Genomic DNA, 14,004 nt, shown 5'->3' with positions numbered 1-14,004 from the left:
TCACGGCGGAAAGTTTCAATATAGTCTATGAATAATTAGAAATCATTTTGATTTTTTTGCACAATAGCCCGACTTAGGTTATTCAAAGAAAAAAATTGTAAACTTTTCAAGCTCGCTTATAGCGGGCTTTTTGTTCAAAATCTGATCGCAGTTGTCTTTTGGTTGTTTAAAGGGCTACACAAAAAAAGACCGAACCAGTAGAGTTCAGTCGTTGATCGATTTCTATTAAAGTGATGTTAGGAAAGTCAATCCACCTAGGATGACACCTGCCGAATTCGGAATAATCAAAATCCAGTCTTTTTTAGGTTCCTTTGTCCAACCATAGATGACCCAAATCAAGCAAGATATAGCTGCTGACAAGGGTTGGAAAGGTTGGGCCTTGTTTCCCTGTAAATTAGCAATAATTTGTGGGATGTAGGCAATGAAAACGATAATACCAATAAAGGCACCGATCGAGCCAACGATTTTGTTTATTTTTTGTTTATTCATTTATTTCTACCTCCAATCATTACTTTACCATAAGAACAGGTCTTGTGCAATAAAATTGCATTAGATTTCGCTTGAAAACTATTACATTTGGACAAAAACTAGACAATATGTCTTTTTAAAATCTTAGAAACAAGAAAAAATCATGGATAAGAAATGGCTTTTTGTGGACTTCAAAATCACAAGATTGTGACACTTTACAGTTTGGTAACATTTGAAAAAAGACTTGAATTTTAAGTATGTAAGAGTTAGAATAGTGCGTACTTAAAAAACGAAAGGTATCATGAAAATGAATGAAAAACAAATGAAAATTCTTGGTTGGGTTGCGACCTTTATGTCTGTGATGATGTATGTCTCTTATTTCCCACAAATTATGGATAATCTCGCTGGTCACAAAGGAAACTTTATTCAACCTTTAGTGGCAGCCATCAACTGTAGTCTTTGGGTCTATTATGGACTCTTTAAAAAAGAACGCGATATCCCACTTGCTGCAGCCAATGCACCAGGGATCATCTTTGGGTTGATCACAGCCATCACAGCCTTATAAGAAGGAACTAGCTCCCGCAAGGAAGCTAGTTTTTTTATACCTTACAGAAATGTAAGAAATCAGGCTCAAAATGAAAGGTTAGCTTATTGTAGATCTCTCTCCAAATCGTTACAATAGAGGTGTAAAAAAAGTTTTATGGATGTCAATCATATAACCGGATAGAAATGGAGAATGAAAATGGCCTTATTAGATGTACAACATGTGAAAAAAATTTACAAAACCCGCTTTCAAGGAACTCAGGTTGAAGCCTTAAAGGATATCCATTTTACCGTGGAGAAGGGGGAGTATGTCGCTATCATGGGGGAATCAGGATCCGGTAAATCGACCCTTCTCAATATCCTAGCCATGCTGGATCAGCCGACCGAAGGACGGGTCTACCTCAATGGCATGGACACCTCGACCATCAAGAACAAGGACGCGTCGAGCTTCCGTAGGGAAAAACTAGGCTTTGTCTTTCAAGATTTCAATTTGCTTGATACCTTGTCTGTCAAGGACAATATCCTTCTCCCTCTGGTCCTTTCTCGCAGACCGGTCAAGGAAATGATGAGTAAGGTCGATAGCGTCAGTCGGGAATTGGGCATCCACCAACTGCTTGAAAAATATCCCTACGAAATCTCTGGTGGGCAAAAACAACGGGTAGCCGTAGCACGGGCTATCATCACCTCGCCAGAAATCCTCCTTGCGGATGAGCCAACAGGGGCGCTAGATTCCAAATCATCTGCTGCGTTGCTCGACGTCTTTGAAGACATCAATAGCATGGGGCAAACTATTCTCATGGTGACCCACTCAACCGCAGCAGCAGCTCGGGCCAAGCGCGTGCTCTTCATCAAGGATGGGATCCTTTACAACCAGATTTTCCGTGGGGAAAAAACAGAGCGTCAGATGTTCCAAGAAATCTCAGATACCTTGACGGTCATGGCGGGAAAGGAGGATCGTGATGTTTAAATTAACAAGTAAATTAGCTCTTTCCAACCTCAAACAAAATCGCAAGCTCTATTATCCCTTTGCCTTGGCTGTTATTTTAACGACTATGATCCTTTATAGTTTTATCGCCTTGTCATCGACCCCTCATTTAGAGGATTCTTACGGAGGGGGAGCGGCGAGAACTGTTCTTGGTTTTGGTAGTTTCGTTGTCCAATTAGTCGTCATCATTTTAGTGGCTTATGCCAATGGCTATGTCATGAAAAATCGTTCCAAAGAATTGGGACTGTACAGTGTTTTGGGGATGGAGAAGAAGCACCTTCTCGTCATGACCTTATGGGAACTGCTCTCCTTCTATGTTCTCACAGTTGGAGTAGGACTGGGCTTGGGACTCTTGTTTGATCGCTTGATTTTTGCCTTGCTCCTAAAATGTATGGGGCTACCAGTCGTCATTCAATCAACCTTCCAGATAGAGGCTGTTCTTAACACTTTACTTGGGTTAGCCTTAGCTTTTGGTCTCATTCTTTTGTTGAATTCTTTCCGTCTCTTGCGCTACAGTTCCCTCCACCTCATGCAACAGAAAAAAGCAGGAGAGAAGAAGGGACGCTTCTTGCTGGTCCAAACTCTGTTAGGACTTGGGCTCTTAGGAATTGCTTTTTATATAGCGCTAACCGTTGAGCGTCCGGTAGCGGCTGTTCAAGGATTCTTTATTGCTGTCATTTTGGTCATTCTGGCGACTTATCTCTTATTCAATGCAGGATCCATTACCTTCTTAAGATTTCTCAAAGGTCGGAAATCCTATTATTACAAGCCAGAGAATTTTATATCCGTCTCTAACTTAATAGCTCGGATGCGAAAAAATGCAGCGGGCCTCGCGACCATTAGTATTCTTTCCACCATGGTCTTGGTCACCTTAACCGGGTCGCTCAATATCTTTATTGGAGGGCAGAATTACCTAGATACTGTTTACCCTTCTGATTACATGATTAGTGTGGGGCATATGCCTTCAGATGCTGAGACAGAAACGGTTATTGAGGATGTTCAAGCCCAAATTAAGAAAACAGCCGATGTGACACATCTATCAGATTATCAGGTGGCACAGACAACATACTGGTCTGCTGAAATTCGAAAGATTGATGGAAGGAGCTTAGAGGTGTTTGAGCAGTCCTATCAAGAAGCTGATCAGGAGATGAAGACAGAGGGAACAGTCTACTTTTTTGATCAGGCAACTTACGAGCAACTAACGGGTCAAAAAGTTGAGCTTGGGGAAAATGAAATCCTAGCCTATGGGTATCAGTATCCTGGAAGATTAGACGCACAATTAGAAATCAATGGGAAGACCTTCACGATTAAACAAAAACTAGACTCCAACTTTATCCAAGGGAAGATCCCACAAAACGCCCTGTTTCAACACCAAATGGGCTTGTACCTTGTTCTTCCTGACTTGAACCAACTGGGTCTAAAAGTTGATAAGAATTTAGAATTCTCTATTAATGCCAAAAATAAAGACAACAAAGATTTTACTGGTGGCGTGACCAAAGAGCTGTATTCGACAGACAAAATGAGTCAATATGGTGCGACTTATTTTGGTGGATATGAACGATACAGTATAGAGAAGGAGTGGCGTGAAACAGCAGGGACTCTCCTCTTTATCGGGATTTTCCTATCAGTCATCTTTCTATTAGCTACAGTACTCGTCATTTACTACAAACAGATTTCAGAGGGTCATGAGGATCGGGATAATTTTGTGATCTTGCAACAAGTAGGATTGGACCAAAAGCAAACCGGCACCACCATTCGCAAACAGATTCTCACCGTCTTTTTCCTTCCTCTATTCTTCTCCTTCCTATACCTAGGAGTAGCCTACAAGATGATCGCGAAGATCGTAGCCATCTTAGGAGCGACCAATGCGGGCTTGGTCCTTCAAACAACTCTTTCTATCTGCGCTGTCTTTTTCATCTCTTATGTCCTCGTCTTTCTTCTAACTTCTAGAAGTTATCGGAAGATTGTCGTGCGATAGCGATGTCTCTGTCAAGGATTGAAAAATGAGACAAGTTGCTGAACAAAAAACACCGAGGATTTGATCCTCGGTGTTTTGACGTCAACCATTATTTGACGTGTTTTGCAAGTTCTTCTTGTGCTTTTTTATTGGTTTCTTCTTTTTCTTTCAACCAATTCTTATAAGCTTTGTCGTAGTCAGCCGTTGTGACTGTATCACTTTGTAATTCCATGTACTTGTAGTAGCTAGCCCCGTCTTTGATACCAATCAAGGAGAAGGCTTTTGTAAATGGTTTGATCTTCGTGATAGAAGGAACAGCACCTTTAGAGTAGACAGGAAGTGCAAAGGCATTGTCTGTCAACCAAGCTTGAGCAACAGCATATTTTTCATAACGAGTTTTGGTATCCAATTGTTCTGCATTGGCATCATCCAATAGTTGTTTGTACTCGTTCAAACCTAGTTTTTCAATTAGGGCTTGGTCAGTTGCCGGATTGATTCCCATTCCTGCTAAGGCTGAACCATCGACTGGATTGAAGATATCCAAGTAAGTTGATGGATCTTGGAAGTCAGGTCCCCAACCAGCGATATCCATATCAAAGTCTTTTTGATCAGGACTTTGAGCGAAGTAGGTTGCATTGTCCGCATCTTCCGTAGACAATTTCTGAACATCCACGACAACATTTTCTTTTCCTAATGTTTTTTCGATGGAGTCTTTCATTGAATCAGCTTGTTGCACAATGCTAGCAGAAGACTGGTCAACCACATAGTCGATGTGGATTGGGAATTGAACACCTTGTGCTTGGAGCTCTTCTTTGGCTTTAGCAAATTGTGCTTTAGCCTTGTCCGCATTGAACATGCTATCTTGCGCATCAGCTAGGCTGACATCCTTCCAATCATCTCCTGTTGCAGCAAGTTTTTCTTCAACAACAGTACCGAAGTCTTTGTTGTCCACTTGCACAAATGTTGGAGGTACAAGAAGCGTACGAAGGGTTTTGCTAGCACCATCTTTCCCGTTTGATTGGGCACTTAGTGAAGTACGATCAAGGGCAAAGTTGATGGCTTGACGGAAGTTTTTGTTTTGAAGAGCTGTTTTGGTTTGGTTCTTCTGGTCGTCTGTTGTTTTCTCAGTATGACCGTAGTTTTGACGGTTTACGTTGAAGTAGACATAGTAGACAGTCGCATCTTGTGGTGAATAAACGATATTGTCCTTGAATTTTTTCTCAATGGTACTGAAGGTTGAGCTCGTTGGGAAGAGACGCGCAGTGGTCAAGTTTCCATCAGAGAAGTTACGAGCCAGGTAGTCTTGGTCAGAACCATCGAAGTAGGTCAATTTGATATCATCGATCTTCACATTGTCTTTGTCGTAGTAGTTCTCGTTCTTGGTGAACTCCATCAACGATTTTGAAGTGAAGGATTTCAAGTAGTAAGGACCGTTGTAGAGGATTCCAGAAGGTTTGACGCTACCAAAGTCTTTACCTGCAGACTTAAGGAATTTTTCATTGACGGGCATCATGGTCGAAGTTGTCAATTTAGAATTCCAGAAAGATTCAGGTTGAGCCAAAGTGTATTGGAGGGTATGGTCGTCAACAGCTTTGACTCCAACTTTAGAGAAGTCCGTATTTTTACCGGTGACATAGTCATCCAGGCCGGCTACTGAGTTTTGAACCAAGTAGAGGGCATCTGATTTGTTGTCCGCTACGTATTTCAGAGAAGTGACGAAGTCCTGTGCAGTGACATCTGCATATTCGTTCCCTTCTGAGTCATACCATTTTGCATCTTTACGAAGTTTGTAAGTATAAGTCAATCCATCCTTAGAAACAGACCAATCTTCTGCTAGGGCAGGGACCAAGTTACCGTATTGGTCGTTTTCAAAAAGTCCATCTACTAAATTAGTTGTGACATCACTTGTTGTTGAACGGTTTGAAAGGAGGTAGTTCAAAGAATCTGGATCAGTACTAAACACGTATGAGTAAGTGTTTGTCTGAGAAGATTTTGAAGATGATCCACATGAAGCAAGGAACAGGGCTGAAGCAACCGTGACACCTGCTAGGAAAGCTAGTTTAGATTTTTTCATCACTTATCTCCTTTAATAAAGATTTTGTATTATTATACACCTTTTTTTATAAAAAGCAATTGTTTTTTGAAAATAATTGTATATTTAGTCATAATATTAGGATTCCTTGAGTTTTATTCAATATTTTTAACTATTATGCTTTACAAACTAGCTAAGGAGTAGTATACTAATAGTGAAAGGACTAGTATGTAAAACAAACTAGTTAAAAAGAAGGGTGTATAGAAAGGGGGAGAAGGATGAAAGAGTCGCAATTGCTCAAGGGTGTCCTGGAAGGTTGTGTTTTAGAAATTATTTCAAAGAAATCTATTTATGGCTATGAATTGATCCAAAGCCTTAAGGAAACCGGCTTTGATAAGATTGTTGCGGGGACCGTTTATCCCTTGCTTCAGAAGCTAGAGAAGCAGGGAGTCATAGTAGGAGAAATGAGGCCCTCTCCGGATGGACCTGATCGCAAATATTTCTCTCTAACCAAAGAAGGAAGAGAGCGACTAGAGGAATTTTGGAACCAGTGGCAGGATCTGGTCATTAAAGTAGAACGCGTGAAAAAGGAGGGGGAAGCATGATCGAAGATTATACAGAAAAAATGTCAGCCGAATTGATGCACCTAAATAAGGACAATCAAGCTTATATGAAAAAAATGATAGCTTATATTGGAGTGAAGTCCTATTTTTATGATGATGAGCTACTGGGTGAACAGCTCTACAATATGGTTTGCGATTTAAAGGTTGCTGAGCGAGACGGGATTGGTGCTATGGACTACTACGGAAAGGATCCAAGGGCCATGATGGACCAAGTTCTCTCGGAGTTATCTAGGCGCAGGCTAGGTTCTTTTGTGGGGTTATTCTTGATTCTTGGAACGATTTTCGTTGGCATGCGGTTTGTAATGGATTTTGCCTGGATGATGCCACTGGTGATTGCTCCCTTAACATATCTGCTAGATCTACTCATTTTCGTAGTGTTGAGTCAATTCATGATGTGGCTTTGGTCCAAACAGAGCTATGGGGAAATCAAGTGGCCTTGGGCTCTTATCATCAGTGTGATTAGTTTGATCCTGTCTCCTAGGATAGAGCGCGTGTTTTCTGACCATTTGAGTCTGAATCGAAGTATCCTTTTGCTAGATGGTTGGGCGATTGTTCTGGCTTTTCTGGTTCTTCTTGGATTTACGATCATGACCTATAGAAATCAGGGACGGCTCGCTGTTAGCCTACTGGTCATGGGGGTGACTTTCTTTGTAACTGGATGCTGTGTTCGCTTTGTGAATCCAGGAACTGCTAATGTATTACGCTGGCTACTCCCTCTGATAGGACTAGTCTTGTCCTTCATTGTATTTCGTCTCCAAAGAAAGGGGGAAACACCATGACATCTGCTATTTATTATGAAGAAACGCAGGCTTTGGTTCAAACCTTTAGCCAGGAGGACCAAGCTTATTTCCAAGATCTCTGGGATTATTTTAATTTCGCTGGCTTCTTATATGAGGAGAAAGCTTTGAGAGAGCAGGTCTATAATCTAGCGCTGGATTTTTCGCAAGCAAGTGGAGATGGATGGACGGCCAAGGACTATTTTGGACAGGATCCTAAGGGAATGGCAGACCAAATCATAGAGAACATGCCTAAAGAATCCACGCGATCTGTTCTAAAATATGGTGCAATCGTCTCAGGAATTGTGATTTTTTATCGCCTCTTAAGTGATTTTGCTTCGCAAGCAGTCCTGGTTCTCAAGCCCCTCGTCTATCTAACGGATAGTATTTTAGGACTTTTAGCCGTTGGGTTGCTATTCTATCTACTTCGTCGCCTCATTTTTGCAGAAGAGAAGTCAAAAAAAGCAATCTATGTAGCAGTCGTTCTCGTTCTGGGGATCTATTTTATCAGTGAAATAGTTGGGGTCCGTTTCTTGCCAGCTTTTGCCTGGTTGACGGTACCGAATCCATGGGATACTTTCCTGATGACAGGGGCTTCTGCAGGTCTTATCCTGTGGCAATGGAAAGAAGAGTTTGCTCGTGCCTTCATCTTTCCTATTCTGTCCTTCTTAGTAGTGGGATTCTTGCATCGCTGGACTTTGGCACAAGGAATTCAGAATCCTAGTATGACTGTCCTCCTGCCAACAGCCATCATTGTTTTTGGGCTAGTTATATACTATTGGTTTACCATTCGGGCCTTGAAAAAGAACAAGACAGAAAATGGTGAATAGAGTGAAGAGGGGGAGGAAGCTCCCCTTTTTTGTTGAAAAACAACGAACAAGCATGATTTTTGTTATAATGAAAGGGAGTATGAATCAAAGGAGAAGATGATGACATTTGAAGAAATCTTGCCTGGACTAAAGGCAAAAAAGAAATATGTGCGAACTGGTTGGGGCGGTGCTGAGAACTATGTCCAGCTTTTCGATACCATCGAGCAAAACGGGGTTGCCCTTGAAGTGACGCCTTATTTTCTCATTAACGTATCTGGTGAAGGCGAAGGCTTTTCCATGTGGAGCCCAACCCCTTGTGATGTCTTAGCGACAGACTGGGTGGAAGTTCATGACTAAACGGGTCTTGATCACAGGCGTTAGCTCCGGGATTGGTCTGGCTCAAGCCCGTCTCTTTTTAGAAAAGGGCTACCAGGTTTATGGGGTAGACCAGGGTGCTGATCCCCAGTTGCCAGGTGAGTTTCACTTCTTGCAGCGGGACTTGACCTTGGATTTGACGCCGATTTTTGACTGGTGTCCTAAGGTCGACATCTTGTGCAATACGGCAGGAGTATTGGATGACTACAAACAACTTCTTGAGCAAAGCGCTCAGGAAATTCAGGAGATCTTTGAGATCAACTATGTGACTCCGGTAGAGTTGACACGGTATTATCTGACTCAAATGTTGGAGAAGAAGCAAGGGATCATCATCAATATGTGCTCCATTGCTTCTAGTCTAGCAGGAGGTGGCGGTCACGCTTATACTTCCTCTAAGCATGCGCTAGCAGGCTTTACCAAACAGCTGGCCCTGGATTATGCAGAAGTTGGGATTCAAGTCTTTGGCATTGCACCGGGGGCTGTCAAAACAGGCATGACTGCAGCGGACTTTGAACCAGGAGGCCTAGCAGACTGGGTGGCCAGTGAGACGCCCATCAAGCGCTGGATTGAGCCAGAGGAAGTGGCAGAAGTCAGTCTCTTTTTGGCCAGTGGGAAGGCCTCTGCCATGCAGGGACAACTCCTGACCATTGATGGTGGTTGGAGTCTGAAATAGAGAACTGAGAAAGCAGGAGGTTAAAGTATGCACGAATATGATTTTGGTTTTTCCTTACCGAAAGGATATCAGGTATTTCTTGATGACTTAGGGGATCAGTCAGGTTATGACATTGGTGAGACGGGTATTTGTCTCTATGCTAAAGAAGATCTTACCGAACGCAATCAAACCTACCAGATTGATGAGGATGAACCAGATTTCTTTATGATCGGTCAAGATGGGGATCTGGCCTATTTCCTCAAAAAGAATGGGGACGATAGCATTTATGAAAATGATCTAGGTGCGCTAGGTTCTCTCGAAATGCAAAAGGTAGCTGAATCAATTACAGACTTTATTAATCAGATCTTGCAGGAGGAGTAAGATAGAAATAGAAAGGGGACTGAGAAAGATAGCTGCAAAAAGCTCGTCGATTTACTCAGTCTTTTTTAAAAAATTTTTTAAAAAATCTTTTCTCATTCATTTTGGATTCATCTTTCTTAGATAAAATAGAATCATCAAGAAGAACTTGATAAGAAAAAAAGAAAGTTGGTAACTAACATGAAAAAATCAATTAAACAAAAAGCCGTTGCAAGTCTCGCAATCTTCTCTCTATCAACTGCCGCTCTAGGCTCTGTAGTAGCCTTTGCCGATACTGGAACAAGTAAAAAGACTACTTCTTCAACAGTGACTGCATCTGTCACCCTTGCACAAGCTCAAGAAAAAGCTCTGAAAGAAGCTAAGGGTGGAAAAGTGATTGGCTACGAGCAAGAAGAAAAACATGGAAAAGCAGTGTATGAAGTGACCATCTTGGATGGAAAAAATGAAAAAGAATATAAGATCGATGGCCAGTCTGGTGCTATCTTGAAGTCAAAAACTAAGGATCTGAGTCAGGATCGTGAAGATCAGCAATTAATCGGAGCAAGTGTTCAGTTGGACTTGGCTAAGGTAGAGAGCCAGCTGAAATCAAAATACTCGAATGCTAGTATCGAAAAAGTAGAGTTAGATGTAGAAGATGGTAAACTTGTCTATAGCGTTAGCTTGCGAGAAGGCAATCAAAAAATTGAGTTAGAGTTAGATGCCAATACAGGTACCGTATTGGAAGAAGATGTGGAGCTGGATCACGATTAACTAGAGTAAGATCTCGACTAGGCTTTTCCTAGCCGAGATTTTTTATGGAAGCATGGTATAATAAGGGAAGAAATTTGGAGTAAGTGGCTATGAAAGTATTAGTGATTGAAGACGAAGTAGATTTGAATCGTAGCATCGTTAAATTACTGAAAACCCAGCAGTATAGTGTTGATGCTGCCTATGATGGTCAGGAGGCCTTGGACTACATTCGTGTGTCCCAGTATGACGTGATTATTTCAGATATTATGATGCCGCAGCTAGATGGTTTGGGGGTATTGAACTATTTGAGAAATCATCAGATTAAGACCCCAGTTCTGATGCTAACGGCTAAAGATAGCCTAGAAGACAAGGTAACAGGACTGGATGCTGGTGCAGACGACTACTTGGTCAAACCCTTTGAATTTGATGAATTACTGGCTCGGATTCGCGTCATGCTGAGACGAAATAATCGAGAAAACTTGACCAACCTGGTCCAATTTGGTGACTATTCCTTAGACCTGGCAAAAAAGACCATCCAACACAAGGGTGTTTTGGTTGACCTGACTTCCAAGGAGTATGAGTTACTAGAGTGTCTGGTGCGCCATCCCAATGTGGTTTTAAGTCGGGAACAGATTCGTGAGCATATTTGGGATTTTGATTATGTTGGAGAGTCTAATATCATTGATGTTTTAGTCAAGAATATCCGCAAAAAATTAGGTAATCCATCGATTATTCAGACAAAAAGGGGGATGGGCTATGTTTTCAAAAATGAAGAAGGACTCTAAGTCTCCCTCCATCGTTTCTAAGGTGACATTGTGGTATACCCTCTTTGTTTCTTTTCTCTTTATTCTTATGTTTTGTGCTTCTTTTATCATTTCCGGAGCCTGGTCCAGCTATAGCTCACGTGGGGAACTGGAGCAGAAGACCATGGAAGTAGCTTCAGACCTTGAGGAATTTGAGCCCTTTGATGACGGCAATTATTTTGCACTCTACAATCAAAACATGAAGTTGGAGCAGGGTGCTCTGCCAAGTGGCTTTGATATCAATGCTGGCTTTGAGTCTGGGAAATTGTCGACGTATACCTCTTCCCAAGCAACCTATTATTATTTTGATGTCTATAATGAAAGTGAGGGCAAATGGATACGGGGCGTGCGCCTTGCTTCTGGTTTAGGAAGAGAATTAAGTATCTTTCTTCTTTCCTTGGCCATTCTAGCTCCTCTGTCCATCCTTGGGATGGCCTGGGGTGGACGTTGGATCCTTCGTAAGGCCTTTCTGCCGATCAGAGAGGTGACCCAAATGGCAGAGGAAATTGCAGAGAGCGGAGACTACAGTAAGCGCGTGTCGACCGAGCATCAGAAGGATTATGTAGAAACGTCTCGTCTTACCAAGGTCTTTAATAATTTGATTTCTTCTGTTCAGTCGACTTTTGAGAAAGAAAAGCAATTCAACCAAAATGTATCCCATGAGTTGCGGACCCCTCTGTCAGTCATCGTTTCGGAGAGTGAGTTTGGCTCCAAATATGCAGATAACCTAGAGGAGACCAAGGAATCTTTGACGGTCATTCATCGGCAGGCTAAATTAATGAAATCGATGACCGAGCAGATCTTGGAAATATCCAAGACCCAACACCTGCAGTGGTCGGATTTAAAACCCGTTTGTCTATCAACCCTGGTGTCAGATTATTGTCAGGGACAGGAAAGAAAGTGGGGCGAAAGCCCCATAGCCTTTGAAGTGAGCATTCAGCCGAACCTCTGGATTCAGGGGGATGCTGTTTTGGTCACTCGGATGCTGGATAATCTATTGAGCAATGCAGTGAAATTTACCAAGACCAAGGTTGCCATCCACTTGGTGGCTAGTCCAGCTGGTGCTGTTCTCAAGGTAGCGGATGATGGTATTGGGATTGCGCCAGACCATTTGAGCAAGATTTGGGATCGCTTCTATCAGGTGGAGGATTCTCGGAACAAGGGCCTCAATAGTGGTATCGGACTTGGGTTGTCCTTTATTAAGGACATTGCAGACCTCCATCGAGCAGAGGTGAAAATCATCTCTGAAGAAGGAAAAGGAAGTCTCTTTCGTGTGACTTTCCCACAGATCCAGGACAAGACTTCTGTCTAAGACGGTTGATTGAGCGATCAGTATGGGTTGAAAAGGGAAAATAATAAAGTGAAATAATAAGGATAAAATGAGTCTAGTAAAACCGCTAGGCTCATTTTCTGTTTTAGCTTTATGGAAAGGGAATCTTATGGTATGATAGCCTAAAAGGGACCTGTAATATGGAGGTCAAATAAAAAGTAGATGGATTATCTGTTGAGTCGGAAGGATTGCCAATGGGCCTGGGATGATTATTTTGAGGATGTTGCTAAGTGTTTGGAACTGGACTGGGCACTTGACTAGCTCTTATGTGAATAGCATCAGAGATAGTCAGCAGAAGAAAGGATAGAGAAATGACAGTCAATATCAATGAATTAGTGAAGGAGCTTGGTTTTTGTGTGGTGCCTACAAAGGAGAAACCATTTCGTCTTGATGAGGTCCGTTTCAACCTTTTGGCATATTTAGAGGATTATTCTAAAATGGGATTTTCTTTTGTTAAAGCAGGTGACGAACTAGTCGAACTAAGGAAAAATCAGGAGAGCTATAGGCTTGTTGGCCAGTGTTTTTTAGGTGCTTTTGTAATTGGAGAAGAGGAGCAAATCTTTTTACTTTGCAATCAAGAAGGAAGAGAAGTTTTTCAAGAATCAAGGGTTTATGTCAATTCTTCCTTACATACTTTTGTTTCCTCTTATTCGCTCTTTCTATCAGGCATCTTTCTTTTGAAAGCAAAGTTTTATGAGATTGAGCAAGATGAAGTCGAAGAAATTGCAGCAAACTTGAAGGATCAAGTACTTGCCTTGGAAAAGCCCCTTGAACAAGAATTGCCCTTCTGGGAGCATATGGTCTATTTGATAGAAGACGATGGAATCGTTCTAAGAGATGATCTCTTTCATATCCTGAACAAAGAGCAGTAAATTCAAATGGAGATATAAAGAGGATTTAAAAATGGACTATGTAGATGAGTTAACTTCAGGACGTACGCCCTTGGTAAAAAAAGCTGCGAAAAAAATTTTAAAGGGTAAACTAAAAGGATATGGACCATTTTTGCATCAAGCCTTGGAAGGCGAGATGGAAAAACCTAAATCATGGGAATCACAAATGTACTTACTCTACGCCATGGCCGCAACGGATTGCACAGAAGAAGTCCCCTATCTCAAATCGTTGCTGCTGAGAGATATTCCAACACCCGTAACCTACCGCTCTCTAGCAGTAGCGATTGCTTATCTAGAAAATTCAGAAACAGAGAACTTGTCTTTTGTTTATGAGTCCTTAGAATCGAATAACTCATCTCAAGCTGCAGGTGCCTGTGCAGCGATATATCAGAGAAAGATTGTTCTGAAAGATGATGATTTTAACAAAATTATGTCTTATGTGACTCATCCTAAATATCTTGAGCATATTGGTCAAGTCATAAATCCATTTTTATTTATTTTAGCTGCATCTTATTTATATCCAGAACAGAATCGCCAGAAAATTGTAGACTTTTCCCGTCAGTTCGATATATCTACCGTCAAGGATTTAATCAATGACGTTACAAAAGGAAAGGACGGCAGGAGGGTCAGTCTATTCTAAAATCTCCTTAAAGA

Annotated in this window: 16 protein-coding genes; 14 read left to right on the top strand and 2 right to left on the bottom strand. The window is 41.7% G+C overall.

Annotated elements, in window-relative coordinates:
- Positions 1 to 225: 225 nt before the first annotated feature.
- Positions 226 to 489 (bottom strand): SemiSWEET family transporter, encoded by a 264-nt coding sequence (locus ABT997_RS07255; RefSeq protein ID WP_006596747.1) that lies wholly within the window; start codon positions 487 to 489, stop codon positions 226 to 228.
- Between the two features lie 286 nt (positions 490 to 775).
- Here ABT997_RS07255 and ABT997_RS07250 point away from each other — a divergent pair, with 286 nt between their 5' ends.
- The 3 genes from ABT997_RS07250 (at position 776) to ABT997_RS07240 (ending at position 3,974) form a co-directional block, all read left to right on the top strand.
- Positions 776 to 1,033: a SemiSWEET family transporter gene (locus ABT997_RS07250; RefSeq protein WP_003011864.1), complete on the top strand. Its 258-nt coding sequence runs from the start codon at positions 776 to 778 to the stop codon at positions 1,031 to 1,033.
- Between the two features lie 177 nt (positions 1,034 to 1,210).
- Positions 1,211 to 1,978 carry an ABC transporter ATP-binding protein gene (locus tag ABT997_RS07245; protein WP_023022533.1) on the top strand — a complete coding sequence of 256 codons (768 nt, stop codon included), beginning with the start codon at positions 1,211 to 1,213 and terminating at the stop codon, positions 1,976 to 1,978.
- Positions 1,971 to 3,974, top strand: coding sequence for an FtsX-like permease family protein (locus ABT997_RS07240; protein WP_048715482.1), 2,004 nt, complete (start codon positions 1,971 to 1,973; stop codon positions 3,972 to 3,974). The genes ABT997_RS07245 and ABT997_RS07240 overlap by 8 nt, the downstream gene beginning before the upstream one ends.
- Before the next feature lie 88 nt (positions 3,975 to 4,062).
- On the opposite strand, the gene ABT997_RS07235 is transcribed toward ABT997_RS07240, so the two are convergent.
- Positions 4,063 to 6,027, bottom strand: a complete 1,965-nt coding sequence (locus tag ABT997_RS07235; protein ID WP_219075073.1) for a peptide ABC transporter substrate-binding protein — start codon at positions 6,025 to 6,027, stop codon at positions 4,063 to 4,065.
- Positions 6,028 to 6,263: 236 nt separating this feature from the next.
- Here ABT997_RS07235 and ABT997_RS07230 point away from each other — a divergent pair, with 236 nt between their 5' ends.
- The 11 genes from ABT997_RS07230 to ABT997_RS07180 all read left to right on the top strand — a co-directional run bounded on the left by ABT997_RS07230 (position 6,264) and on the right by ABT997_RS07180 (position 13,990).
- Positions 6,264 to 6,590, top strand: a complete 327-nt coding sequence (locus ABT997_RS07230; protein WP_120702278.1) for a PadR family transcriptional regulator — start codon at positions 6,264 to 6,266, stop codon at positions 6,588 to 6,590.
- Positions 6,587 to 7,387 (top strand): hypothetical protein, encoded by an 801-nt coding sequence (locus tag ABT997_RS07225; RefSeq protein WP_350019069.1) that lies wholly within the window; start codon positions 6,587 to 6,589, stop codon positions 7,385 to 7,387. The genes ABT997_RS07230 and ABT997_RS07225 overlap by 4 nt, the downstream gene beginning before the upstream one ends.
- The gene (locus tag ABT997_RS07220) at positions 7,384 to 8,214 is read left to right on the top strand and encodes a hypothetical protein (RefSeq protein ID WP_350019068.1); all 831 of its coding nucleotides are present in this window, start codon (positions 7,384 to 7,386) and stop codon (positions 8,212 to 8,214) included. The genes ABT997_RS07225 and ABT997_RS07220 overlap by 4 nt, the downstream gene beginning before the upstream one ends.
- Positions 8,215 to 8,313: 99 nt before the next feature.
- Positions 8,314 to 8,550, top strand: coding sequence for a DUF2829 domain-containing protein (locus tag ABT997_RS07215; RefSeq protein ID WP_000141913.1), 237 nt, complete (start codon positions 8,314 to 8,316; stop codon positions 8,548 to 8,550).
- Positions 8,543 to 9,241, top strand: coding sequence for a 3-oxoacyl-ACP reductase (locus ABT997_RS07210; protein WP_350019067.1), 699 nt, complete (start codon positions 8,543 to 8,545; stop codon positions 9,239 to 9,241). The genes ABT997_RS07215 and ABT997_RS07210 overlap by 8 nt, the downstream gene beginning before the upstream one ends.
- A 27-nt stretch (positions 9,242 to 9,268) precedes the next feature.
- The gene (locus ABT997_RS07205) at positions 9,269 to 9,601 is read left to right on the top strand and encodes a hypothetical protein (RefSeq protein ID WP_233332191.1); all 333 of its coding nucleotides are present in this window, start codon (positions 9,269 to 9,271) and stop codon (positions 9,599 to 9,601) included.
- A gap of 177 nt (positions 9,602 to 9,778) precedes the next feature.
- Positions 9,779 to 10,348 (top strand): PepSY domain-containing protein, encoded by a 570-nt coding sequence (locus ABT997_RS07200; RefSeq protein WP_006596735.1) that lies wholly within the window; start codon positions 9,779 to 9,781, stop codon positions 10,346 to 10,348.
- Positions 10,349 to 10,437: 89 nt separating this feature from the next.
- Positions 10,438 to 11,112, top strand: coding sequence for a response regulator transcription factor (locus ABT997_RS07195; protein ID WP_233332193.1), 675 nt, complete (start codon positions 10,438 to 10,440; stop codon positions 11,110 to 11,112).
- A complete protein-coding gene (locus ABT997_RS07190) occupies positions 11,084 to 12,442 on the top strand; it encodes a sensor histidine kinase (protein ID WP_350019066.1) in 1,359 nt (452 codons plus the stop codon). The genes ABT997_RS07195 and ABT997_RS07190 overlap by 29 nt, the downstream gene beginning before the upstream one ends.
- A 329-nt stretch (positions 12,443 to 12,771) precedes the next feature.
- Complete coding sequence (locus ABT997_RS07185; protein WP_195324531.1) at positions 12,772 to 13,332, top strand: immunity protein; 561 nt, start codon at positions 12,772 to 12,774, stop codon at positions 13,330 to 13,332.
- Between the two features lie 31 nt (positions 13,333 to 13,363).
- Positions 13,364 to 13,990, top strand: coding sequence for a hypothetical protein (locus ABT997_RS07180; RefSeq protein WP_195324533.1), 627 nt, complete (start codon positions 13,364 to 13,366; stop codon positions 13,988 to 13,990).
- Positions 13,991 to 14,004: the final 14 nt, after the last annotated feature.

Source organism: Streptococcus australis (assembly GCF_040226615.1).
GTDB classification, from domain to species: Bacteria; Bacillota; Bacilli; order Lactobacillales; family Streptococcaceae; genus Streptococcus; species Streptococcus australis_E.
This window is presented reverse-complemented; position numbering and strand designations above follow the sequence as displayed.

Excerpts from the sequence above, each read along its gene's own strand:
- ABT997_RS07255 (WP_006596747.1), bottom strand. The coding sequence starts at position 489 with ATGAATAAACAAAAAATAAACAAAATCGTTGGCTCGATCGGTGCCTTT.
- ABT997_RS07235 (WP_219075073.1), bottom strand. The coding sequence starts at position 6,027 with ATGAAAAAATCTAAACTAGCTTTCCTAGCAGGTGTCACGGTTGCTTCA.
- ABT997_RS07225 (WP_350019069.1), top strand. The coding sequence starts at position 6,587 with ATGATCGAAGATTATACAGAAAAAATGTCAGCCGAATTGATGCACCTA.
- ABT997_RS07245 (WP_023022533.1), top strand. The coding sequence starts at position 1,211 with ATGGCCTTATTAGATGTACAACATGTGAAAAAAATTTACAAAACCCGC.
- ABT997_RS07205 (WP_233332191.1), top strand. The coding sequence starts at position 9,269 with ATGCACGAATATGATTTTGGTTTTTCCTTACCGAAAGGATATCAGGTA.
- ABT997_RS07190 (WP_350019066.1), top strand. The coding sequence starts at position 11,084 with ATGTTTTCAAAAATGAAGAAGGACTCTAAGTCTCCCTCCATCGTTTCT.
- ABT997_RS07210 (WP_350019067.1), top strand. The coding sequence starts at position 8,543 with ATGACTAAACGGGTCTTGATCACAGGCGTTAGCTCCGGGATTGGTCTG.
- ABT997_RS07200 (WP_006596735.1), top strand. The coding sequence starts at position 9,779 with ATGAAAAAATCAATTAAACAAAAAGCCGTTGCAAGTCTCGCAATCTTC.
- ABT997_RS07195 (WP_233332193.1), top strand. The coding sequence starts at position 10,438 with ATGAAAGTATTAGTGATTGAAGACGAAGTAGATTTGAATCGTAGCATC.
- ABT997_RS07220 (WP_350019068.1), top strand. The coding sequence starts at position 7,384 with ATGACATCTGCTATTTATTATGAAGAAACGCAGGCTTTGGTTCAAACC.
- ABT997_RS07240 (WP_048715482.1), top strand. The coding sequence starts at position 1,971 with ATGTTTAAATTAACAAGTAAATTAGCTCTTTCCAACCTCAAACAAAAT.
- ABT997_RS07180 (WP_195324533.1), top strand. The coding sequence starts at position 13,364 with ATGGACTATGTAGATGAGTTAACTTCAGGACGTACGCCCTTGGTAAAA.
- ABT997_RS07215 (WP_000141913.1), top strand. The coding sequence starts at position 8,314 with ATGACATTTGAAGAAATCTTGCCTGGACTAAAGGCAAAAAAGAAATAT.
- ABT997_RS07250 (WP_003011864.1), top strand. The coding sequence starts at position 776 with ATGAATGAAAAACAAATGAAAATTCTTGGTTGGGTTGCGACCTTTATG.
- ABT997_RS07185 (WP_195324531.1), top strand. The coding sequence starts at position 12,772 with ATGACAGTCAATATCAATGAATTAGTGAAGGAGCTTGGTTTTTGTGTG.
- ABT997_RS07230 (WP_120702278.1), top strand. The coding sequence starts at position 6,264 with ATGAAAGAGTCGCAATTGCTCAAGGGTGTCCTGGAAGGTTGTGTTTTA.